This window comes from Ornithinimicrobium cavernae, from assembly GCF_003121625.1.
GTDB classification, from domain to species: domain Bacteria; phylum Actinomycetota; class Actinomycetes; order Actinomycetales; family Dermatophilaceae; genus Ornithinicoccus; species Ornithinicoccus cavernae.
The window spans coordinates 214,275-235,290 of the sequence record NZ_QDDJ01000006.1 but is presented as its reverse complement, the minus strand read 5'-3'; the positions used below and the strand labels follow the sequence as shown (position 1 = coordinate 235,290).

General features: G+C 72.1%; 22 protein-coding genes and 1 tRNA gene. 5 read left to right on the top strand and 18 right to left on the bottom strand.

Annotated features, from left to right (window positions below):
* Positions 1-53 precede the first annotated feature (53 nt).
* The gene (locus tag DA085_RS08735) at positions 54-758 is read left to right on the top strand and encodes a hypothetical protein (protein ID WP_154402140.1); all 705 of its coding nucleotides are present in this window, start codon (positions 54-56) and stop codon (positions 756-758) included.
* A gap of 55 nt (positions 759-813) precedes the next feature.
* Here DA085_RS08735 and DA085_RS08730 read toward each other — a convergent pair whose 3' ends face one another.
* The 9 genes from DA085_RS08730 to dcd form a co-directional block, all read right to left on the bottom strand.
* A complete protein-coding gene (locus DA085_RS08730) occupies positions 814-1,383 on the bottom strand; it encodes a hypothetical protein (RefSeq protein ID WP_109472567.1) in 570 nt (189 codons plus the stop codon).
* A 1-nt stretch (position 1,384) separates the two neighbouring features.
* Entirely contained in the window at positions 1,385-1,636 is a 252-nt protein-coding gene (locus DA085_RS08725) for a DUF4242 domain-containing protein (protein ID WP_109472566.1), read from the bottom strand.
* Positions 1,637-1,716: 80 nt separating this feature from the next.
* Positions 1,717-4,299, bottom strand: coding sequence for an ATP-binding protein (locus tag DA085_RS08720; RefSeq protein ID WP_109472565.1), 2,583 nt, complete (start codon positions 4,297-4,299; stop codon positions 1,717-1,719).
* 56 nt (positions 4,300-4,355) lie between these two features.
* The gene (locus tag DA085_RS08715; RefSeq protein WP_109472564.1) at positions 4,356-5,267 is read right to left on the bottom strand and encodes an ABC transporter substrate-binding protein; all 912 of its coding nucleotides are present in this window, start codon (positions 5,265-5,267) and stop codon (positions 4,356-4,358) included.
* Positions 5,268-5,334: 67 nt separating this feature from the next.
* Positions 5,335-6,024 carry an ABC transporter permease gene (locus tag DA085_RS08710; RefSeq protein ID WP_109472563.1) on the bottom strand — a complete coding sequence of 230 codons (690 nt, stop codon included), beginning with the start codon at positions 6,022-6,024 and terminating at the stop codon, positions 5,335-5,337.
* The gene (locus DA085_RS08705) at positions 6,021-6,662 is read right to left on the bottom strand and encodes an ABC transporter permease (RefSeq protein ID WP_109472562.1); all 642 of its coding nucleotides are present in this window, start codon (positions 6,660-6,662) and stop codon (positions 6,021-6,023) included. The genes DA085_RS08710 and DA085_RS08705 overlap by 4 nt, the downstream gene beginning before the upstream one ends.
* Positions 6,659-7,789 carry an ABC transporter ATP-binding protein gene (locus tag DA085_RS08700; RefSeq protein WP_109472561.1) on the bottom strand — a complete coding sequence of 377 codons (1,131 nt, stop codon included), beginning with the start codon at positions 7,787-7,789 and terminating at the stop codon, positions 6,659-6,661. Before DA085_RS08700 ends, DA085_RS08705 begins: the two co-directional genes overlap by 4 nt.
* Positions 7,790-7,824: 35 nt before the next feature.
* The gene (locus DA085_RS08695) at positions 7,825-9,483 is read right to left on the bottom strand and encodes a cell wall-binding repeat-containing protein (protein WP_109472560.1); all 1,659 of its coding nucleotides are present in this window, start codon (positions 9,481-9,483) and stop codon (positions 7,825-7,827) included.
* Between the two features lie 25 nt (positions 9,484-9,508).
* Positions 9,509-10,084 carry a dCTP deaminase gene (dcd, locus tag DA085_RS08690; protein ID WP_109472559.1) on the bottom strand — a complete coding sequence of 192 codons (576 nt, stop codon included), beginning with the start codon at positions 10,082-10,084 and terminating at the stop codon, positions 9,509-9,511.
* A 91-nt stretch (positions 10,085-10,175) separates the two neighbouring features.
* On the opposite strand from dcd, the gene DA085_RS08685 reads away from it, so the two are divergent.
* Together DA085_RS08685 and DA085_RS20925 are read left to right on the top strand one after the other, a co-directional pair.
* Positions 10,176-10,249 (top strand) — tRNA-Gly (locus DA085_RS08685).
* 403 nt (positions 10,250-10,652) lie between these two features.
* Positions 10,653-11,228, top strand: a complete 576-nt coding sequence (locus DA085_RS20925) for a hypothetical protein (protein WP_154402139.1) — start codon at positions 10,653-10,655, stop codon at positions 11,226-11,228.
* 60 nt (positions 11,229-11,288) lie between these two features.
* On the opposite strand, the gene cutA is transcribed toward DA085_RS20925, so the two are convergent.
* From cutA to DA085_RS08660, 4 genes are all read right to left on the bottom strand, one after another.
* Entirely contained in the window at positions 11,289-11,654 is a 366-nt protein-coding gene (cutA, locus tag DA085_RS08675) for a divalent-cation tolerance protein CutA (RefSeq protein WP_109472557.1), read from the bottom strand.
* Between the two features lie 8 nt (positions 11,655-11,662).
* Positions 11,663-13,006, bottom strand: coding sequence for an aspartate aminotransferase family protein (locus tag DA085_RS08670; protein WP_109472556.1), 1,344 nt, complete (start codon positions 13,004-13,006; stop codon positions 11,663-11,665).
* 104 nt (positions 13,007-13,110) lie between these two features.
* Positions 13,111-13,638 (bottom strand): pyridoxamine 5'-phosphate oxidase family protein, encoded by a 528-nt coding sequence (locus DA085_RS08665; RefSeq protein ID WP_109472555.1) that lies wholly within the window; start codon positions 13,636-13,638, stop codon positions 13,111-13,113.
* A 67-nt stretch (positions 13,639-13,705) separates the two neighbouring features.
* Entirely contained in the window at positions 13,706-15,019 is a 1,314-nt protein-coding gene (locus DA085_RS08660) for a phosphodiester glycosidase family protein (RefSeq protein ID WP_109472554.1), read from the bottom strand.
* A 253-nt stretch (positions 15,020-15,272) separates the two neighbouring features.
* Between DA085_RS08660 and DA085_RS08655 the strand changes: the two genes are divergently transcribed.
* Complete coding sequence (locus DA085_RS08655) at positions 15,273-16,607, top strand: purple acid phosphatase family protein (RefSeq protein ID WP_109472553.1); 1,335 nt, start codon at positions 15,273-15,275, stop codon at positions 16,605-16,607.
* 220 nt (positions 16,608-16,827) lie between these two features.
* Positions 16,828-17,466, top strand: a complete 639-nt coding sequence (locus DA085_RS08650; RefSeq protein ID WP_109472552.1) for a hypothetical protein — start codon at positions 16,828-16,830, stop codon at positions 17,464-17,466.
* Positions 17,467-17,490: 24 nt separating this feature from the next.
* Here the strand turns inward: DA085_RS08650 and DA085_RS08645 are convergent, their stop codons facing one another.
* The 5 genes from DA085_RS08645 to DA085_RS08625 all read right to left on the bottom strand — a co-directional run bounded on the left by DA085_RS08645 (position 17,491) and on the right by DA085_RS08625 (position 20,985).
* A complete protein-coding gene (locus DA085_RS08645) occupies positions 17,491-18,279 on the bottom strand; it encodes an SDR family oxidoreductase (protein ID WP_109472551.1) in 789 nt (262 codons plus the stop codon).
* A 141-nt stretch (positions 18,280-18,420) separates the two neighbouring features.
* Positions 18,421-19,134 (bottom strand): SRPBCC family protein, encoded by a 714-nt coding sequence (locus tag DA085_RS08640; protein WP_109472550.1) that lies wholly within the window; start codon positions 19,132-19,134, stop codon positions 18,421-18,423.
* Complete coding sequence (locus DA085_RS08635) at positions 19,131-19,469, bottom strand: ArsR/SmtB family transcription factor (protein ID WP_109472630.1); 339 nt, start codon at positions 19,467-19,469, stop codon at positions 19,131-19,133. The genes DA085_RS08640 and DA085_RS08635 overlap by 4 nt, the downstream gene beginning before the upstream one ends.
* A gap of 53 nt (positions 19,470-19,522) precedes the next feature.
* Complete coding sequence (locus DA085_RS08630) at positions 19,523-20,338, bottom strand: putative hydro-lyase (protein ID WP_109472549.1); 816 nt, start codon at positions 20,336-20,338, stop codon at positions 19,523-19,525.
* Complete coding sequence (locus DA085_RS08625) at positions 20,335-20,985, bottom strand: GntR family transcriptional regulator (RefSeq protein WP_161958458.1); 651 nt, start codon at positions 20,983-20,985, stop codon at positions 20,335-20,337. The genes DA085_RS08630 and DA085_RS08625 overlap by 4 nt, the downstream gene beginning before the upstream one ends.
* Between the last annotated feature and the right edge of the window lie 31 nt (positions 20,986-21,016).

Sequence of the window (21,016 nt, the reverse complement as noted above, 5' to 3'; positions counted from 1 at the left end):
GGTTCTCCCCGGGCCTGCACCTGGCCGGCAGGTCACGGGGCGTGACTGGTGCCATGAGGACTGTTCGGCGCCCGCGGAGGCTGCTGGTCTGTGCGGTGGCCCTCACGGCCCTGGCGGGGTGCGGTGACGGTCCGAGTGCCCGCGAGGTGCAGGCGGACCACCGGCAGGAGGCGGACAGTGCACGGGCCACCCTGGAGGCGGGGCTGGCCGTGGTGGCGCAGGCCGGCACGCTCGTCGGCTCCTCGGTGCAGGACACCTGCACGACCGGCCAGCACAACTGGAAGATCGACGACCCCTACGACGTGCGCTGCACCGTCCACGTCCGTCAGGCCTACCAGGTCACCGGCGACGACTTCCGTCAGGCCGCCAACTCGGTGACCGACGCCTTCCCGGCCTGTCCCGACGGCTCCTCGCACGCAGAGGACACGCTGCGGGAGTACTGGGACGAGCTCGCGGGCGAGCGCACACACAACTTCCCGGGCCCCTACCGTCCCGACCACCTACCCTCCTACCGGCTGGGGTGCTCCGACACCGGTTCGGACCCGAGCTACACGGTGGCGGGCTGGGTGAGCCTGCCCGTGGACGAGGCCTCCGCACAGGACCACGAGCACGACCTGGGCCGGGCGTGCCAGGGCAGTGACGCGGAGCCGTGCGAGCACGCCGGCGACTCGGCGCGGGAGGCCTGGGAGCGCGCCGCCGGGTCCGAGGGGTGGGTCGTGTTCGTGACCGGGTCGGTGGAGTACGCGCGCACCCCGTGACGCCAGCCGGCCCGCCCACACCTCAGCGGTGCGGGCGGGCCGGTCGGGTCGGGGCTCAGGACAGGGGGCAGGACACCGTGGGGTTCCAGTCGTCGAAGAGTCCGTTGGGGTTGGCCCGCTCGTGCCAGACGTGCAGCTCGTAGAAGGCCGGCAGGCCGTAGCGGTTGCCCGCCTCGACCAGGGAGAACTTCTGGCCGTGCAGCATCGGGACCTGCTGGTGGTCGGCGTCCCAGGACTCGGCGAGCACGAGGTGCTCGGCACCGACGAGCGTCAGCGACCCGTCCGGCTGCGGCTCGTAGATCAGCGCCTCGGGGGCCGCGCCGTCGATCGCGCCGTCCATCAGGTTGGCGCCGTCGACGAAGTGGATGCCCATGGCACCGGTGCCCCGGGGGTCCTCGATGCAGGTGATCCCGGCGAGGTCGACGACCTGGATGGTCCACGGCGCGGCCGGCCCCGCGGCATACGGTGCGGTGAGGTCACGGAGCCGGTCGAGCTGACCCGTGTGGCCGTGGTGGCCCGCCTGCTCGGCAGGACCGCCGGGGCCCCCTCCCCCGTGGCCGCTGGCGGCCGGAAGGGCGAGGGAGAGCAGCACCGCCGTCACGGCGGCGATCCACCGGGGGCGCATCTCAGCTGCCCTCGATGACTTCGTGGATGTGCGTGGCGACCAGACCGTGAGCCTCCCGGTGGACCGCGGTCGCAGCCTGCGCGGACGGCGCCTCGGCCAGGCAGAAGATGCGGCCCGCGGGCTCATCGACCCAGTAACGCAGGTAGCGGACGTCGTGGGATCCCTGGGCCTTGAGGTCGGCCAGGTGGGCGGCTGCGACGTCGTCGGCGCTGACCGGTCCGTCCAGCTCGTGGACGTCCATGAACAGTGGCATCGGAGGCTCCTTCGGTCGGGGTGGTGTGCTCCACCTCGACGCTAGGGACGGCACGGGGCCGGCCACATGAGGAGATCTCCCTATCTTTGGGGCACGGGCTCCCCATCTGTGCTGCGCACTGCGGCCGCGGCCGCCCCGCGGCTGCTCACCCCGAGCTTGCCCAGGATCGCGGACACGTGGTGGTCGACGGTCTTGGCGCTGATGAACAACCGCTCGGCGATCTCCGCGTTCGTGTGGCCCGCGCTGACGAGGTCGAGGACGTCCACCTCCCGCGGTGTCAGCCCGGCAGGGTGCTCACGGGTGAGCCGACGCGCGCCGGTCGGCACGCGCTGGGCCCCGGCCGCACGCAGCCGACGGCGCACCAGGGCCTCCACCTGCTGGGCGCCCAGGGCCTCGAGGCGATCGAGAGCCTCGCGGAGCGTCAGCTCTGTGCCCTCGTCGATGAGCACCAGGATCGCCTCGTAGACGGCACCGGCGGCTTCCAGACCAGCCACTGCGGCAGCGGTATCCCCGGCGACGACCTGCTGGTAGGGCGCCGCCACCGGGCCGTCGACGGGCACGGACACGCCCACCCGGCGGGCCCAGCCGGCACACCGCCCACGCTCCCAGTCGTCCGTGAAGACTCCGCCCAGGGCGGGGTCGGCCAGGGCCAGCGCTGCCTCAGCGTGCCGGTCGTCCAGCCAGGCGTGCTCGGCCCGGGCGAGGGCCTCGAAGCCGCGCCAGTAGGCCGTCCCGGTCTGCCCGGAAAGGTGGTGCAGCTCCTCCAGCAGCGCCCCGGCGTCCGGGGCGCCGCGACGGATCGCGATGAGGGCACGGACGTGCGTCGCGGCGGTGAGATTGACCGGTGAGCCGCCGGTGCGCTGGATCCGGACAGCGAGCTGGAGGGCCTCGTCCCAGCGTCCCTGCTGCACGAGGTTGCACGCCTGGCAGGCCCGCAGGCAGGTGGCGTAGGTGCTGATGTCGTGCTCGTCGCAGTAGGCGGTCCCCTCCAGGTACCACCGCTCGGACGTCTCGAACTCGTGGTAGCCACCGTGCTGCCCCACCAGGTTGGCGTAGGCCCGCCCCGCCCCGACGGGGTCACCACCCGCGAGCGCGACGCCCAGGGCCTGCTCCAGGCACGCGGCCCAGGGCTGGCCCAGCAGCGCCAGGACGCAGGCGCGGGTGTTGAGCGCGGAGCTCTGCACCTCGGGCAGGTCCAGCTCGACAGCGAGGGAGTATGCCGTGTCCGCTGCGGTGAGGGCCTCGCCCGCCACCCCGTGCTGGAGCTCCACGGCCGCGACGACCGCCCAGGCGTGGGCCAGCTCCGGTGTCACCCCGAGCGGCGTGAGCGTCTCGAGGGCCTCTGCGGCGATGAGCCGCGCCTCGTCGAGCGGGACCGCGCGGGTGAGGCGGCGCAGGCTGTCGCCCGCCCGGAGCGGCTGCCCCAGCGCCCGCCAGATCGCCACGGCCTCGCGCCGGGTCGCTGCCGCCTCGGCGGTCCGGTCCAGCACGTGACACTCGTCGGCCAGCTCGTCGAGGAGGCCGGCGCGGTCCGCGTCGGTGAGCGAGGAGCTGTGCCGCAGGGCGCGCTCGAACTGAGTGGCGGCCTCCCGGTGCGCCGACAGGGCCACCGCCCGGCGTCCGGCGGCCGGGGCGTGCACGAGGACCGCGGCCGCGTCCTCGGCGCCGTCCGCGTGGTGGGCGAGCCGGGCGTCATCGGTGCACCCCAGCTCCCGCAGGGCGGCCAGGATCGCCCGGTGTGCCTCACGGCGCCGGTGCGGCGCCACGGCCCCCGCGACGGCCAGCCGCGCGATCTCGTGACGGAACCGGAGGGCGGTCCCGTCAGCCACGACCAGGCCGCACCCGATGAGGCCGTCTACCCGGGCAGCGGCGTCCGGACAGAGCCTGCTCAGCAGCGGCAGGTCGAGGACCGTGCCGCTCAGGGCGGCGAGCTCAGCGGCCCACCGGGTGGCGGGATCCAGGGCCGCCGTCCGGGCGAGGGCGGCGTCCCGCGCCGACGGGGGGACCGCGTCGGCGGACCCGGCACACACCTCGGTGACGAAGAAGGCGTTGCCCCCGGTGAGGCGGTGCACCTCGTCCGCCGCCGGTCCGTCCGTGCGGTCACCCAGCATCCGGGCGACCGCCGCGGTCGACAGCGGCGGGACCGCAACGCGCCGCGTGCTCCCCGAGGTGGACAGGTCACCGAGCACCACCCGCAGGGGGTCGGCCGGGTCGAGGGCGTCGTCGCGATAGGTGAGCAGGACCAGGCTCCGGGTCCGGCGCACGTGCCGCGCCAGGTAACGCACCAGGTCCAGCGTGGCCGCGTCGGCGAAGTGGAGGTCCTCCAGCACCAGGACCGTGAGTCCGGTCGGGCGGTCCAGCTCGGCCAGGAGCGCCGCGAAGAGCTGGTGCCGGGGAGCGTCGGCCAGGGCGGCCTGGAGCAGGGGGCCGCCCACCGCGCCGGCCAGCTCGAACAGCGGCGCGAGCGCACTGGGGGTGAACAGGCCGTCGCAACCGGTCCGCAGGACCCGGTCGGGTCGGCCGGTCAGGAAGTGCTCGACGAGGGCCGTCTTGCCCGAGCCCGCCTCACCCGAGACCAGCACGACGCGACCGGTCCCGGTAGCTGCGTCCGCGGCATACTCCGCCAGCGAGCCCAGCGCCGTCTCCCGCTCCAGGAGATCCATGGGCTGATTGTCGTCCTGCCGGCGCCGCCGCACAATGGTGCGGCGGCGAGACCCGGTCAGAGCCCGTCGACGAACTCCCGGGCGACGTCGGCGGGGTCGGTGTCCTGCACCTTGACCATCATCTCCGTGAGGTTCTCGGTGGTCAGGCTCGCGGACACCTCGTTGAGGGCCGTCTCGATCTCCGGCGTCACCTTGTCGGTCGCGATCAGGGGCACGACGTTCTGCGCGGCAAACAGGTGCTCCGGGTCCTCGAGCACCACGAACTCGTTCTCGGCGATGGCCGGGTCGGTGCTGAAGATGTTGCCCGCGTCGATCTGCCCGTTCACCAGCGCCTGCACGGTCAGTGTCGAGCCGGCGTCCAGCGGCTTGAACTCGGAGAACTCCAGCCCGTAGACCTCCTGCAGCCCGGGCACACCCGTGAACCGGTCGCGCCACTCAGGCGGGCCCCCGAGCACCATGTTCGGCGCGTGCGGCTTGAGGTCGGCGATCGTGGAGAGCCCGAACTCCTCGGCCGTCTCGGACGTCACCACGACCGAGTCCTTGTCCTCCGCCGCGGCCATGTCCAGGACGGTCAGGTTCTCCGGCAGCGACTCCTGCAGCTCTGCATAGACTTCCTCGCTCTCCGTGGCCTCGGCGCTCTCGTTGAGGAACAGCGTGAGGTTGCCGGTGTACTCCGGGATGAGGTCGATCGAGCCGTCCTCCAGGCCGGCCATGTAGGCCTCGCGGTTGCCGATGTTGAGGTTGGTGGTGACCTCGACACCGGCGTCGCCGAGGGCGGCGGCGTAGATCTCGGCGAGCAGCACGTTCTCGGGGAAGTTCGCCGAGCCGATGACCAGGGCGCTCTCGCCTCCACCGCCGGTGGCCGGCGCGTCGTCCTCCTGCAGGGGGTCTCCTCCCCCGCCGCAGGCGGACAGGACCAGGGCCGTCGCGAGCGCTGCGACGACGGTCGTGCTGTGGCGTCGGGTCATCTGAGAAACCTTCCATCGTGCGGGTCGGAGTCGGTCCCGGGCGGAACCTCTCCCTCCCTGTGGTGGGTCATGTCCGACCCCGGCTGGCGAGGCCCGGAGAGACCACCGCCCGTTGCACCAACGAAAACACGATATCCACGACCAGTGCCAGGAGCGCCACGAGAATCGCGCCGCCGGCCATCTCGTCGTACTTCCTGTTGGCCTGACCGTCGATGAGGAACCGCCCGAGGCCGCCCAGGCCGACCACCGCCGCGATGGTCGCGGTCGCGATGATCTGCATCATCGAGGAGCGCAGTCCCGAGCAGATCAGCGGCAGGGCGCAGGGCACCTCGACCTGCCACAGCCGTTGCCAACCGGTCATGCCCATGCCCCGCGCGGCGTCCCGTGCCGCTGGGTCGACCTGCTCGATGCCGGCATAGACGCCGGACAGGATCGGCGGTATGCCGAGCACCGCCAGCACGATCAGGCTCGGCAGCTCGAAGGCCAGGTTGCCGCGCAGGTGGGGCAGCAGGAGCAGCGCGGCAATGAACAGCACCCCGAGGGACGGGATCGCCCGGAAGGCGCTGACCACGTTGACGAGCACGACGCGTCCGCGGCCGGTGTGGCCGACGTAGAGACCGATCGGGACCGCCACGAGGGCCGCGGCGAGGAGGGCGATGAGCGAGAGCCGGAGGTGCTCGAGGCTCTGCGCGGGGATGCCGCCGGCGCCGGCCCAGTTGGTCGGGTCGCTCAACCATGCCCAGATCGTGGCGATCATGCGCGCACCGCCCGCAGCCAGGGTGTGAGGACGCGGGTCACGGCGAGGATGAGCAGGTCGAAGAGGACGGCCAGCAGCACGCAGGCGAGCACGCCCACCACGATCGGACCCATCGCAGAGCGGGAGAACCCGTCGGTGAACAGCAGGCCGAGCTGGGAGACGCCGATCAGCGCTGCGACCGAGACTATCGAGACGTTGCTGACGGCCGCCACGCGCAGGCCGGCGGAGACCACCGGGACGGCGAGCGGCAGCTCCACGGCGAAGAACCGGCGCACCGGTCCGTAGCCCATCGCCGTCGCCGCCTGCCGCACGTGGTCGGGCACCGACCCGAGTCCGTCGGCGACCGTGCGGGTGAGCAGGGCGATGGTGTAGAGCGTCATCGCCACGACGACGTTGACCGGGTCCAGGATCTGCGTGCCGAGGATCCCCGGCAGGAGCACGAAGAGCGCAAGGGACGGGATCGTGTAGAGCAGGCCCGTCCCCGCGATCACGGGCGGGTAGAGCCAGCGGCGCCGCAGCGCCAGCCACCCCAGCGGCAGGGAGATCAGCAGTCCGAGGACGAGCGGCACCCCGGCGAGGTAGGCGTGCTGGGCCGCGAACTCGGCCACCTCGCCCAGGTCGGTGCCGAGAAGGGTCACGGGCGCTGCCCCGTGGCGGACGCGCTCTCCGGGCCCTGGATGCTCGCGCCGTCCGGTCGCGGCGCCTGCTGGATCACCGAGAGCACCTCCTGGGCGCGGACCGTGCCGGCGAGCACGCCGTCGCGCACGACCACGCCGCGCCCGCTCGGTGAGGAGAGGGCGGCGTCGAGCAGTGCCCGCAGCGCGCCGTCGACCGGGGCCACCGTGCCTGCGCGGTGCAGGTGCTCGACCCGGACCGGTCCCTCCCCCACCTCGGCCGGCACCACCCAGCCCTGTGGTCGGGAGCCGTCGTCGACCGCGAGCAGCCACTCCTCGCTGCGGCGGCCGAGTGGCTGTCCGAGCCGGACGGGCTCTTCGGGGTGCACCGGCACGTCGGCGTGCTGGAAGCTGAGCGCCCGGTAGCCCCGGTCCCGCCCCACGAAGTCGGCGACGAAGTCGTCGGCGGGGTGGGCCAACAGGTCCGCCGGGCTGCTGAACTGGGCGAGCACGCCGCCCTGCCGCAGCACCGCCACCCGGTGGCCGAGCTTGATGGCCTCGTCGATGTCGTGGGTGACCAGCACGATGGTCGTGCCGAGCTCGGCCTGCAGCCGCAGGATGTCGTCCTGGAGCCCCTCGCGGGCGACCGGGTCCACGGCGCTGAACGGCTCGTCCATCAGGATCACCGAGGGGTCGGAGGCCAGTGCCCTAGCCACGCCGACGCGCTGCTGCTGCCCACCGGAGAGCTGACCCGGGTAGCGCCGCCCGAAGTCGCCCGGGAGTCCGACCATCTCCAGCACCTCGCGTGCGCGTGCCTCGGCGCGGGCCCGCCCCCAGCCGTTGAGGCGGGGCACGGTCATCACGTTGTGCAGGACCGTGCGGTGCGGGAAGAGCCCGGCGTGCTGGATGACGTAGCCGATGTCGCGGCGCAGTGTCGCTGCGGGCACCCGTGCGGTGTCCCGGCCGTCGATGAGGATGCGCCCGCTGGTCGGCTCGATCATCCGGTTGATCATCCGCAGGGAGGTCGTCTTGCCGCAGCCGGAGGGCCCGACCAGGACCGTGATCTCTCCGGTGGCCGCCTCCAGGGTGAGGTTGTCCACGGCAGGCCGCCCGGCGGCATACTCCTTGCTCACGCCTTCGAGCCTGATCATCCTCCGACCCTAACGGCGTCCGCCGACAGCCGCGTTCAGACCGTCGCGTCCGCGACGGCGCGCGGCTGGTAGGTGTCCCAGTAGATCTCGTCGCGCACGTGCATCATCCACGCCGCCCGCGGCCCGATGTAGCGCAGGTGCCACGGCTCGTAGGCGTAGCCGGTGACCTCCGTGCCGCCCTCGGGGTAGCGGACGATGAAGCCGTAGCGGTGGGCGTTCGCGGCGACCCACCTGCCCTCGGGGGTGTCGCCGAAGCAGGCGTAGCCGCTGCACGAGGGCCCGGCGAGGTCGACCGCGAGCCCGAGCTGGTGCTCGCTGTGGCCGGCCCTGGCGGAGATCAGGTCGGCACGTTCCCGACCGACCAGCCCGACCCAGTAGTCGTAGGTGCGCTGCTGCTCCTCGTAGGACCGGTAGGCGCTGATCACCCTCAGCGCCGGGCGACCGGCGGCCTCGGCGTCGTCGAACAGCGCCTCCAGCATCACGGCCGTCTCGGTCCGCATCCGGTGTGAGGTCCCCCGCCAGCTGACCATGTCGCCGGGGACGTAGCTCTCGGGGTCGATAGCCCGCTGCTTGGTGATCAGGTCGTAGAGCCGGTTGCTCGTGAGCTCCATCTCCGAGAAGACCGACAGCCGCCCGGCCGTCTCCAGCTGCTCCGAGCAGACCGCGCCCTTGCCGCCCAGCGCCACTGCCTTCTCGGGCGGGTGCGCGGCGAACCGGCGCCACACCGGCTCGCTGAGGACGCGGCAGTCGTCGGGCACGAGGAGGATCGGTCCCCGCGTGAGGACGCCGCCGACGACTGCGTCGGCGACCGAGCGGCCGTTGGCCAGGTAGGTCCGGCTGCTGCCGTCGGGGAAGGCCCGCTCGGCGATCGCGGCGGAGGTGGCATAGCGGTCCGGTCCGGCAACCCGGTCGGTATGCCGTCCCGCACCGGCCGCGGACACGGCCGCCTGGGTCACCACGGCCCGGCCGCCGAGAGCGACGACCTCGGTCGGGTCGAGTGCGTCGATCGCCTCCAGCGTCGCGGTCGGGACCTTGTCGGCACCGTTGGCCACGAGCAGGATCGGCCCGTCCGTCAGGGTGCCGCCGGCCACGGCGTCAACCGACTCCTTGTGCTCCGCGAGGTACACCCTGCCCGCCCCGTCCGGGAAGGCGCGCGCGGCGATCAGCGAGGCCGTCTCGAAGCGGTCCGCGCCGTCGAGCCGCTCGGTGGCGCGGCCGGCCGCAGCCGTCTGCAGCGACGCCTCACAGATGGAGCCGGTGCCGCCGAGCGCCACGACCTCGGACGGGTCCAGACGCTCCACCTCCTCGCGGACGGCCCGTGGGATGGTGCCGCACTGCGGCACCAGCAGGACCGGGCCGTCCCGCAGCGAGCCCGCCGCGATGGCGTCCGCAAAGACGTCTCCTCGCGCGAGGTAGACGGTGTCGGCGTCGGCGAACTGCCCCCGCGAGATCGCCACCGCGGTCTCGTAACGGTTGGCCCCACCGAGCCGGTCCACCGGGACCCTCACGACCGGGTCTGCGGCCAGCCCGGTCGACGGCGGCGCAACGGGCTGGTGGTCCGGAGGGATGGGTGCGTCAGCGACGGCGGGTGCCGCCAGCCCCAGCGCGAGGGCGCCGGCGAGCAGGACCGCGCCGACGCGGGAGCGCGGATGCCGTGCTGCGCGTTGCTCCCGTGGCTCAAGCCCTCCGGTCATGGTCCCCCCTGGGTTCACGGTCTGGTCAGACCTGGGTGCGGTGGAAGTTCTGGAAGGAGCGGCTCGCGGTCGGGCCACGCTGGCCCTGGTAGTGCGAGGCTCGGGCGTCCGAGCCGTACGGGTGCTCGGAGTCGCTGGAGAGCTGGAAGAAGCAGAGCTGGCCGATCTTCATGCCGGGGTGCAGCACGATCGGGAGCGTCGCCACGTTGGACAGCTCGAGGGTCACGTGCCCGGTGAAGCCGGGGTCCACGAAACCGGCCGTCGCGTGGGTGAGCAGCCCGAGGCGTCCCAGGGAGGACTTGCCCTCCACGCGTGCCGCGACGTCGACCGGGAGCGTGATCTCCTCGTAGGTCGAGCCGAGGACGAACTCACCGGGGTGCAGCACGAACGACTCGCCCTCGGCGACCTCCACGAGGCGGGTCAGGTCGGGCTGGTCCTGCGCCGGGTCGATGACCGGGTACTTGTGGTTGTCGAACAGCCGGAAGTAGCGGTCCATGCGCACGTCGATGCTGGAGGGCTGGACCATGGTCGGGTCCCACGGGTCGAGCCGGACGCGGCCGGCGTCGATCTGGGCGAGGATGTCGCGGTCGGAGAGCAGCACGCAGACAGGCTAACCGGTGCAGGTGCGTGGTGGGTTCCGTGCCTGCTGCAGAGTTCGGTTACACTCTCCGGAGCCTCATGTGAGGCACCCTGCGGGCGTAGTTCAATGGTAGAACATCAGCTTCCCAAGCTGAATACGCGAGTTCGATTCTCGTCGCCCGCTCCACCGCCACACCACGGGTGTGCTGCCCCTCCCCCCCAGCACGCTCGGCCTGTCACAGCGCAGCCGCAGCCCGTTCCCGGGGACGTGACACCGGCACGCCACGACGCCCCAATGAGTCAACTGGTGCACCACGGACCACCAATGAGTCAACTGGTGCACCACGGACCACCAATGAGTCAACTGGTCCACCACACACCTCCAATGTGTCGACCGGTGCACCACGGACCACCAATGAGTCGGCTGGTGCATGACGGACCACCGATGTCACGTCCCCGGCGGGTGGACATGGATGGGGCCGCCAGGCACGGCTGGACAGTGATTCACAGGGCCGACCCACGGCAGCGACTCACCCACATCGGGAATCAAGCGTCTATCGGAGACTGCTCTGCCCCTCCACCATGACGGGATGGACGATCGCCAGTCACTTGGGCCCACGGCTCGTCGGGTCCGCAGGCAGGGCAGGGTCCGCACGGACCCGGCCGCGCTGCCGACACCCCCCGTTCACCACCAGGTGGGTCTTGCCCTCCGCGCCGATCGCCGCCGCCGCGAACAGAGCCAACGCGCCTATGCCGCCGACCGTGGTCTGAGCCGGGACAGGCTGGCCCGTGCCGAGGTGGACGCCAGCGGGATGCGCCTCGAGGCGATCGTGACTCTCCTGGAAGGGACCGGCTACGAGCTGGTGGTCCAGCCCGTCTCCGCCGGCGGCCCGAGAGCGTGGTGGGACCGGACCGACGTCGCAGCGCGCACCCGGGCCGGCGGGCGGTTCCCGGCCAACCGCAAGGTCAAGGAGACTCCGTGGGGCCCGACCTGGTGGGAGTACCACGAGGTCCTCGGCAACCGCGGTCGCGGACCGAGGCCGCGGTGGAGTGCTCAGGGGTTCACCCCGCCACCGGGCACGCGGTACGGCAAGGCGCCCACCCTCGGCGAGGACGGCGGACCGCGGTGGCCCTTCAACCACAGGGCTGTAGGCGACGAGACCTGACACCGCTCCGCACAGACCGACCGACACCGACGCGCGGAGGCCGGCCCCACGGCATACGGCTCAGTCGTCCCCGTCGTGCACGACATCCCGCACCCACGCACCATAGGAGTCCAGCGAGTGCCGCACCGTCACGGCAACGACCTCCGGCACCTCGTAGGGGTGGCGGGAGGTGACCAGCTCGGACACCGCGTCGAACCGCTCGGCAGTCGTCTTGGCCAGCAGCAGCCACTCCAGCGCCTGGTGGGTCTCGCGCTTCCAGGAGTAGACGGAGGTGATCGGGCCCAGGATCTGCACGCACGCGGCCAGGTGCCGGTCGACGAGCTGCGTGGCGATGGCCTGGGCCGTGTCCGCGTCAGGCGTGCTGACGCGGACCTCGATCAGCCGGCTCGTCCCGGGCACGCGCTGCACCGGGGTCAGTTCCGTCATGCTGCCTCCTAGGTGGCCGATGCAAGCACGCTCCCGAGCACGTCGATCGCCCGACGCGCCTCGTCCTGGGTGATCACGCACGGAGGCACGACGTGCACCCGGTTGCCCATGACCAACGGCCAGACCCCCTGCTCCTTGCAGGCGGCCGCGACCCGCGCCATGACGGCCGCGTCCGCCGGCTGCCGTGTGTCGCGGTCGGCGACCAGTTCGACAGCCCAGAAGGCACCGATCCCGCGGACCTCGCCGACGACCTGGTGCTCGGTGAGGGCGGTGAGGCCGGGGCGCAGCACCTGCTCGTCCAGGTCGCGGACGTGCTGCAGGATGCCCTCGTCCTCCATGATCGTGATGGACGCGACCGCGGAGGCGCAGGCCAACGCGTGGCCGGAGTAGGTGAGACCGCCCGGGTAGGGCCGGTCGTCGAAGGTCGCGGCGATCTCGTCGGAGAGCACGACGCCCCCGAGCGGGATGTAACCGGAGTTGACGCCCTTGGCGAAGGTGATGAGGTCGGGGGTGACCTCCCAGTTCTGGAAGGCAAACCACTGCCCGGCGCGGGCGAAGCCGGCCATGACCTCGTCGGCGATCATCACGATGCCGTGCTCGTCACAGAGCGCGCGCACGCCCTCGAGGTAGCCGGGCGGGGGCACCAGGATCCCGTTGGACCCGACGACGGGCTCGAGAATGATGGCGGCGACGTGCTGCGGCCCCTCGAAGGTGATGGTCTGCCGCAGGTGCGCCAGGGCGCGCTCGCACTCCTCCTCCTCGGTGCTGGAGTGGAACTCCGAGCGGTAGAGGTAGGGCCCCCAGAAGTGCACGACACCCGGGATGCCGGGCTCCGAGCCGTGCCGGCGGGCCTCACCGGTCAGGGTGATCGCCCCGCCGGTGGCGCCGTGGTAGCTGCGGTAGGCAGCCAGGATCTTGTGCCGCCCGGTGTGCTGGCGGGCCAGGCGGAGCGCGTTCTCGACCGCCTCGGCACCGGAGTTGGTGAAGAAGACCTTGTTCATGCCCTCCGGTGCGCGCTCGGCGATGAGCCGTGCGGCCTCGGCGCGGGACTCGCTGTCGAAACCCGGCCCGATCGTGCTCAGCCGGCCCGCCGCCTCCTGGATCGCCGCGACCAGCCGGGGGTGCTGGTAGCCGATGTTGACGTTGACCAGCTGCGAGGTCAGGTCCAGGTAGCGGTTGCCCTCGTAGTCCCAGAAGTGGGCTCCCTCGCCACCGGCGAGCGGGAGCTGGTCCAGCTTGCCCTGCGCCGACCAGGACGTGAAGACGTGCTTGCGGCTCATCGCCTTGATCCGCGTCGCGCGGTCCGCGTCCGGCGTCTGGGGGGTCTCGGTCTGCTCAGTGCTCAGGGACATGACCCGAGTATGCCGCTCGCCCGCTCCGCCTGCCACCGCCCCTCCTGGGGAGGTCGGCTCAGGGCAAGGCGCTGCGCCACATCCGGGCGTTCCACCGCCCCCGGTCAGTCCGCGAAGGTCCAGCGGGTCGCTCCGAACGGCTCCCGTGAGGCGACACCGAACGCCCGCGTGTAGTGGAGGCGGTGAAGAAACCAGGGCGGCGGCCCGGCACTCTGTGCGCTGTACGCCGCGGCGAACGCCTCACCCTCGACGTGCACGGGCCACCCGCCCTCCCGGTAGGCCGCCGCCACGGCCTCCAGGGTCTGCGCGTCGGTCACGCGGGAGGCCGTGCCCTCGAAGATGATGTCCCCGACCGCGGTCCGGACCGACAGCGTGCAGTGGGGGTTCTCCGCGAGGTTTCGGGACTTGCGGGTGTCCGGGCCGGTGACGACATACAGGTCCTCCTCCAGCCACAGCGCCCCGACGCCGGCCGAGTGCGGTCGTCCGTCCGGGCGGACCGTTCCTAGGAACACTGCGGTCTCCGCCTTCGGCAGGGCCTCTCCGACCGCAGTCCGCGCGGTCTCCCACGTCAACGGCCCTCCGCCGTAGAGCGTGTCCAGGTTGTGCTCGTCGATGAGCTGCCGGCGTGTCATGAGGCCTCCTCGGTGGGTATCAGGACAGACCCGCTGACCACCGGCAACTCATCGCGCTCGGAGCGGCTCAGTCGGTCCAGATGCCGATGCCGTTGGGGATGTACCGCAGCACCTCGATGCCAGCCACACGGCTCTTGCTCAGCAGCTCAAAGTCCGCGTCGTAGGAGTCGCGGGCCAGCATGGTGGTGGAGCCGCCACCGTCGAGCAGCATCACGTCGTCGGCGCCGAGGTGCCGGGTCACGTCGCCGAGGTCACGGATGGTGATGCCGCTGCTCTCCGGCTGACCGCCGTCGACGGCGATGAGGAACAGCGTCGTGCCGTCGGTCGACACCCCCGCCGAGACGCGCGCCGCCGCCGAGCCCCCGGCGCTGGGGGCCAGGACCCCGTCCTGCACCAGGATGCCGCCGGCGATCGCCCAGTCGAGGTTGCCGGCGGGAGAGACGGGCTTGAAGTTGCTGCCCACCCCCTCGCCGACCTGCAGCTGGGCCAGGGTCGCGGCACCGGCCTCGCGGCCGATCACGGCGATCTGGTTCTTCCCCAGCTGACCGGACCCGATGGTCGGGGAGACCGAGGTGACCACGCCGTCGGTGACGATGACCTCGGTGACGTCACCGGTGCAGGGGTCGCGACGCCGGTCCTCGCTGCCACACGCCGCCCGCTCGCGCGACACCCGCCCCCAGGACCCGTCATACGCCCCGATCTGATCGCGCTCCATGCCGTACTGGTTCAGCGCGTCCACGTCGATCTTGCCGTGCGTGTCGGTGGCGATGAAGCCGCGCATCTCGACGCGGGTGACCACGGCGGTGCCGTTGCGGAGCTGGCCGACGACCTGGTTGCCGTCGTTGTACTCCTTGGGCATGCCCCCGCCGTACCGCTGCGCCACCGGGACCGCGGTCTTGCGCATCTCGCCGTCCCTGACCTCGGCACCGGAGGCCGACTGGGTGACCGGGATGTCGCCGTGGGCCCCCTCGTTGCTGATCTGGAAGAAGTCGCCGTTCATCGCGGCGATCGTCCCGGCAGCCTCGGCCATGTCGTCCAGGCGCTGGCTGCTGGCGACGTACGGCGCGGTGATGATGCCGGCCTCGGCGACCTCCAAGTCGACGGTGAACATGTTCGCCCTGGCAGCTCCGGCCCCCGTGACGATGTCGTATGACGTGTGGACCAGCCCGGCGCCGACCGTCGCCTGGCCCGTCTGGGTCACCGAGACCAGACCCGACTCGGGGAAGGCCTCGCTGGCCGCGGCCGGGGAGGTCCCCGGCGCCGTGGGCGACAGGACCGGGGCCGCGACCAGCGCCCCGGTGGACAGCGCGCCTGCCAGGGCAAGGCCCAGGATCCGGCGTCGGGAGGAGGGGCGGGCTGAGACTGAGGTGAGTGAGCGCATGTGCCTGTCTCTCTGGGGTGGGGGGTTCGGCGGCTCGACGCTAGGAGCGCCGTCACACCCCTGGGCGATCTCGCGGTGAACGCGAGGCGTCGCTCCGACGAACGCCTCACCGGTCCCGGGTCTCGCCGGGTCTCGTTCAGTGCGTCGCCACCCGGGGGCCCTCGCCCGTTGGTGCGGACCACACGTGGCGGCCACCCCCTGCTCCTAGCGTCGACGCGTCTCGGGGTCCACTCTTCGCTCTAGGAGTTCCGCCATGCCGTCCACCCTGGTTCGGGTCCTCACCCCGACCGCCCTGACCGCCGCGCTCGTGGTGGCCGCCTCGTTCTCCACCGCTCCGGCTCCCGCCAGCGAGGCGCGCTCCGCGCCCGTGGCGAACCCTGACCGGATCACCCTCAACCCGACCACCGACAACGCCACGAGCCAGACCGTCACGTGGCGCACAGCAGCCGGGGTGGAGGCGCCGAAGGCCGAGCTCTCCCCCGACACCGCCAACCCGTGGGGCTTCAGGAAGAGCGTGGTCAGCGCCGACGAGACCCAGACGCAGACCACGTCGGCCGGCTACGAGCAGTCCTTCCACTCCGCCACGTTCACCGGGCTGACGCCCGGCACCACCTACCTGTACCGGGTCAGCGACGGGACCACCTGGTCCCCGTGGATGCCGTTCACGACCTCTGACCCCGACGCCGAGCGGACCTCCCTCATCGCGATGGGCGACATCCAGACCGGCATCAGCGACCAGTGGACGCGGGTGGCCGCGGCCGCGGTGCAGGACCGGCCGGACGCCCGCGCGATGATCACCGTCGGCGACCACGTCAACACGTGGAACAACGAGGACCAGTGGCACCAGCTGTTCAGCGCCGCCGGCACCGTCCCGCAGCAGATGCAGTGGGTCCCCGCCGTCGGCAACCACGAGCACCGCTCGACCGACTCGGGCGAGCTCAGCCCGCAGTTCCAGGCACAGTTCGACCTGCCGGACAACGGCCCGGACGACTTCCCGCACTTCGCGGAGACCGTCTACTACACCGACATCGACGACGTCCGCGTCGTCACCCTCAACACCTACTACCGCATCCCGCTCGACAAGGCGGACGAGCAGCGCTGGCTCGACGCGCAGGCCACCTGGCTGGACGAGGTGCTGACCGACAACCCTCGCGAGTTCACGATCATCAACATGCACTACCCGGTGTACTCCTCCTCGCCCGACCGCGCCAACCCCGAGCTGCGCGCCACCCTCGAGCCGGTCTTCGAGGAGCACGGCGTCGACCTCGTCCTGCAGGGCCACGACCACGCCTACGTCTCCGGACAGCGCGACGCGAGCGACGCCACACACGAGTCCGGGCCGGTCTACGTGACCTCGTCCTCCTCGATCCGGCAGTACCCGCTGGACTACTCCGACTGGGTCGAGAACGGGGCCGAGATCAAGACTGCCTTCCACTCGCGCTCGACCTACCAGCTGGTCGACGTGGAGGGGGACACGCTCACCTACACCGCCAAGGACTCGACCGGGCTGCTCGTCGACCAGTGGACAATCAAGCACACCGGCAACAAGAACGTCGTCCGCCACGTGGGCGGCCTCGGCCTCCAGTGACGACACGGTCCTCGGTCACGGTGCCGCAGGCGCACCGTGGCCGGGGACCGCACCTCACCTCCGGTCGACCGGCCGCGTGGGTCGAGGGGCACCCGCTCACGGGCCATGAATCCTGAGCGAAAGATGAGGGTTTCCTTGCTCTTTCCCGACCCTCTGTTCACGTGGGACCTCGATGCTAGAGGTTTCGCACCTCTCGGTGCGGTCCCCGAAAGGACAGACCATGACAGAGCAGACACCCAGGAGCTCGCGCACGTGGCAGGTCGTCGTCGCCGCGACGGCCATCACGGTCATCGGCGGTGCGAGCACCGCTGCAGCGTGGACCGACAACGCCACGGGCGCGGCCGACGCGAGCAGCCTCGAGCTCAGCGAGCAGCGCTCCCTCACCGAGACCTCTGACCAGGCCACGCTCCGGGTGGCCGAGGCCATGAGCGCCCGGTGGGACGCGCTCGCAAGCCAGGTCGGGGAGTGGACCGCGACGGCGGTGCCCACCATCGGCACGGCCTTCGTCAAGGCCCGCGACCTCGCGGCCGCCCAGGACGTCCAGTCCGCGAGCGTTCCTTCCGTGGCCTCACCGGTGACCCCGCAGACCCCGGTCTCGCAGACGTCGCCCGTGTCCCCGCAGACGGCGCCGTCCGCGCAGTCCCCAGTGACGCCGCAGACGCCGCAGACCCCTCCCTCGGCCCAGTCCCCGGAGTCGCCGCAGACGCCGTCGGTGCCCTCGCCCGAGTCGCCCGTGACGCCCCCGTCCGTGGAGTCCCCGGTGACCCCCGAGTCCCCGCAGACCCCGCCCTCGGTGCCCTCGCCCGAGTCGCCCGCGAGCCCCGAGTCGCCGGAGTCTCCCGACTCCGACGACGAGTGAGCGTCTCCCCGCGGCCTGATCCGCTCAGGCCGCGGGGAGCAGGGCCAGGCTCTGCTGCCACGTCTGAGTGCCCACGGCGCGGTCCGGGGCCAGGTTGGCGCCCTCGCGGAAGGCCTGCGCCGCGGCACCGGGCATCCTCAGGCCGACCACCGGCCGGCGGCGCCCTGTCGCGGCGAGATAGCCCCGCAGCATGTCGGTGAAGGAGAGGACCTCCGGGCCGGCCAGGTCCTCGACCAGGCCCGCGGGCTCGCCCTCGGCGAGCTCGACGAGTCGGGCGGCCACCTCTGCGGTGGCGACCGGCTGAGCCGACATGCCGCTCGGGGCCGGCACGATCGGCATACGGGCCATGGCCGCGAAGTTCGCCTGGACGAACTCGTGGAACTGGGCCGCCCGCAGGGTGGTCCACGGGATCCCCGAGGCCTCGACCGCACGCTCGGCCTCGGCCTTGCCCGCGAAGTAGCCGAACGCCCCCCGGTCGATGGCGCTGCGCACCGGCACCCGGTCGACGCCGATGACCGAGATGTGGATGAGGTGCTCCACGGCCGCGCCGCGCAGCCCCTCCACCAGGTTGCGGGTGATCTCGCCGTCGCGCTTGGGCAGTCCCGCGAGGTGCAGCACCGTGTGCACGTCCTGCGCGGCCTCGGCGACGCCCTCGCCGGTGGTCAGGTCCGCGGTGACGTGTTCGACACCTTCGGCGGGGGCGCCGCCACTGCGGCTCAGGATGCGCACAGGGTGTCCGGCCGCCCGCAGCAGCGGGACGACCTCGCGGCCGAGCAGGCCGGTGCCTCCGGTGACCAGGATCGGTGCAGTCATGGGTTCCTCCGTCTCGTCGGCCCCGGATGACCGTGGTGTCGACCGGGGCGCCCGGCATGGGCTGACCATGAGACACCGCACCCGTCAGTCCTGTGACACCGGGCGCGGACGGCGGCCCGCCCGAGCGGGCAGCCGTCCGCCTTACGCCTCCGGCTGCGCCCCGTCCTGGGGTGCCGTCGGGTCCGGCTGGCCGGTGTAGAAGGCGGTGGTCCGCGCGGCGGCGGCCTCGGCCTGGTCACGCGGGGTGCCGTCGGCGATGCTCGCCTCGCCCCAGAGCCGGCTGCACTCGCTGATGTAGGCCACGCCCTCGGGTGAGACGGACCAGGCCTCGCTGGCCGCCGGGTCCATCGTCGCGCCCGTTGCCACGTGCGCGCCCAGGCCCATGAGGGCCAGGTCCCATCCGACACCGGTGGCACCGGGGCCGAACTGCGCCCAGAACTCCTGCTGCTCGGGGTTGGACTCGTCGATGACGGCAGTGTGCTCCAGCTCCAGCCGGGCACCGGCGCCCGCGGGGCTGAGGGTCACCGCGATCCAGGTCACCTGGCCCCCGAACTCCCAGGTGGCAGTGAACCGGTGCGGGGCCTCACACGTCTCGATGGTGCCGCCGGCGTTGCCCTCGAGCTGGTAGGTGCCGCCCACCCGGAGGTCACCGCTCACCGGGAGGAACCACCGCGGCAGCCGTTCCGCGCTGGTGACGGCCTCCCACAGGTCCTCGACGGTCGTGGCATAGGTCTGGGTCACCGTCTGCACCTTGGCCTCACCGTGCTCGGTGGTGCGGGTGTCCAGCCCACGGGTGGTCGCGGTGGCGTCCTGCTGGTCAGCGCCCACTGCTGCCTGGGAGGTTGGCTCGCTCATGATGTCTCCTGTCGTCGGGCCCGCCTGCCGCGGGCGATCTCGGTGTCGAGGGCGGCCAGCCTGGGCTCCCAGAACCTGCGGAACGGAGTCAGCCACTCGTCGACCTCGTGCAGCGCCTCGGGACGGACCGCGTAGAACCGGCGGGTGCCCTCGGGTCGGACCACGGCGAAACCGGCCTCCCGCAGCACCCGGAGGTGCTGGGACACCGCCGGCTGGCTGATGCCGAACTCCGCGCGGACCACCTCGGTCACCTCACCGGCGGTGGACTCGCCGTCCGCGAGCAGCTCGAGGATCCGGCGTCGGACCGGGTCGCCGAGGATGTCGAAGGCGTGCACCTGACCATTGTGCACGCCTCGCTTATATAGGTCAACCCTTATGCTCCGCTCGCTCAGGGCTGACGGTAGACCGCGTCCGGCACGTCCGTGACGAACATGTGCCCGGGGGCGTGCGTGATCGCGAACGGCGGACGGGAGGCCATGAGCGCGGCCTGCGGGGTCACGCCACAGGCCCAGAACACCGGCACGTCGCCGCCCTCCATGTCGATCGCCTCGCCGAAGTCGGGCTCCCCCAGGTCGGCAATCCCCAGCGACGCGGGGTCCCCGACGTGCACCGGGGCACCGTGCACGGCCGGCATCCGCCCGGTGACCTGCACGGCCGTCGGGACCAGCGCGGCCGGCACCGGTCGCATCGAGACGACCAGCTCACCGGAGAGCCGTCCCGCCGGCCGGCACTGCCGGTTGGTGCGGTACATCGCCACGTTGCGTCCCTGCTCGATGTTGCGCACGGGCACGCCGGCATCCAGCAGCGCCCTCTCGAAGCTGAACGAGCAGCCGATGAGGAACGAGACGAGGTCGTCCCGCCACAGCCCCGAGACCTCCGGCACCTCGTCGACCAGCCGACCGTCCCGCCACACGCGATAGAGGGGCAGGTCGGTCCGCAGGTCGGCGTCGGGGGCCAGCTCGGTGTGCGGGGAGCCGGGCTCGGTCACGTCGAGCAGCGGCACGGGCTGGGGGTTGCGTTGCCCGAACAGCAGCATGTCCCAGGCCCAGTCGCGCGGCAGGATGACCAGGTTGGCCTGGGTGAAGCCGCTCGCGTGCCCACTGGTCGGCAGCACGACCCCACGTCGGTATGCCGCGCGCGCACCGGCCGGCGTGTCGGTGCCGGTCGGCCCGTGGTCCGGTTCGACGTGCGCCCGCGCACTCACGCCGACTCCTTCTCCTCGAACGCCGCGAGGATCGCGCCCTCCGAGTCCGCGAGATAGGCCTCGAGGTAGTCGGCGCCCTCCCCGAAGCGGCCGGCGCTCATCATGGTGAGCAGCTCCCGGTTGCGCCGGACGAACGGCTCGTAGAGGAAGCGCGGGTCGTCGATCACCGCGAAGACCAGCCGCAGCTCGGCCATCAGCCGGCGCATCGTCACGTCGAGGCGCGGGCTCCCGGCCAGGGAGACGAGGGACCGGTGGAAGTGCATATTGGCCGTGCCGACCCGCACCCAGTCACGCTCGGCCGAGGCCTCGTCGGCCTCCGCCACCACCGACCGCAGACGCGCGAGCCGGTGGAGGTCCGGCCGGCCCAGCGAGCGCACGACGCCGGGCTCGATGATCCTGCGCAGACGGTAGACGTCCCGCACGTCGGCGCTGGTCACCAGCGGCACGAAGACCCCGCGGTTGAACTCGTGGACGAGCAGGCCGTCGTGCGCGAGCAGGCGGAAGGCCTCACGGACGGTGTTGCGCGACACCCCGAGCCGCTGGGCGACCGACGTCTCGGACACCTTGGCCCCCGGCGGCAGCTGACCCTCGGTGATCCACTCGCTGAGCTGGTTACTGACGGTTCTGGCGGCTGACCCCTCACTCATGGCGCCATTCTGTCCCGAGGTCACAAATTGT

Bases quoted from the DNA above. Each gene is read 5' to 3' on its own strand.
- DA085_RS08735 (WP_154402140.1), top strand. From the start codon at position 54: ATGAGGACTGTTCGGCGCCCGCGGAGGCTGCTGGTCTGTGCGGTGGCC.
- DA085_RS08730 (WP_109472567.1), bottom strand. From the start codon at position 1,383: ATGCGCCCCCGGTGGATCGCCGCCGTGACGGCGGTGCTGCTCTCCCTC.
- DA085_RS08725 (WP_109472566.1), bottom strand. From the start codon at position 1,636: ATGCCACTGTTCATGGACGTCCACGAGCTGGACGGACCGGTCAGCGCC.
- DA085_RS08720 (WP_109472565.1), bottom strand. From the start codon at position 4,299: ATGGATCTCCTGGAGCGGGAGACGGCGCTGGGCTCGCTGGCGGAGTAT.
- DA085_RS08715 (WP_109472564.1), bottom strand. From the start codon at position 5,267: ATGACCCGACGCCACAGCACGACCGTCGTCGCAGCGCTCGCGACGGCC.
- DA085_RS08710 (WP_109472563.1), bottom strand. From the start codon at position 6,024: ATGATCGCCACGATCTGGGCATGGTTGAGCGACCCGACCAACTGGGCC.
- DA085_RS08700 (WP_109472561.1), bottom strand. From the start codon at position 7,789: ATGATCAGGCTCGAAGGCGTGAGCAAGGAGTATGCCGCCGGGCGGCCT.
- DA085_RS08695 (WP_109472560.1), bottom strand. From the start codon at position 9,483: ATGACCGGAGGGCTTGAGCCACGGGAGCAACGCGCAGCACGGCATCCG.
- DA085_RS20925 (WP_154402139.1), top strand. From the start codon at position 10,653: ATGGACGATCGCCAGTCACTTGGGCCCACGGCTCGTCGGGTCCGCAGG.
- cutA (WP_109472557.1), bottom strand. From the start codon at position 11,654: ATGACGGAACTGACCCCGGTGCAGCGCGTGCCCGGGACGAGCCGGCTG.
- DA085_RS08670 (WP_109472556.1), bottom strand. From the start codon at position 13,006: ATGTCCCTGAGCACTGAGCAGACCGAGACCCCCCAGACGCCGGACGCG.
- DA085_RS08665 (WP_109472555.1), bottom strand. From the start codon at position 13,638: ATGACACGCCGGCAGCTCATCGACGAGCACAACCTGGACACGCTCTAC.
- DA085_RS08660 (WP_109472554.1), bottom strand. From the start codon at position 15,019: ATGCGCTCACTCACCTCAGTCTCAGCCCGCCCCTCCTCCCGACGCCGG.
- DA085_RS08655 (WP_109472553.1), top strand. From the start codon at position 15,273: ATGCCGTCCACCCTGGTTCGGGTCCTCACCCCGACCGCCCTGACCGCC.
- DA085_RS08650 (WP_109472552.1), top strand. From the start codon at position 16,828: ATGACAGAGCAGACACCCAGGAGCTCGCGCACGTGGCAGGTCGTCGTC.
- DA085_RS08645 (WP_109472551.1), bottom strand. From the start codon at position 18,279: ATGACTGCACCGATCCTGGTCACCGGAGGCACCGGCCTGCTCGGCCGC.
- DA085_RS08640 (WP_109472550.1), bottom strand. From the start codon at position 19,134: ATGAGCGAGCCAACCTCCCAGGCAGCAGTGGGCGCTGACCAGCAGGAC.
- DA085_RS08625 (WP_161958458.1), bottom strand. From the start codon at position 20,985: ATGAGTGAGGGGTCAGCCGCCAGAACCGTCAGTAACCAGCTCAGCGAG.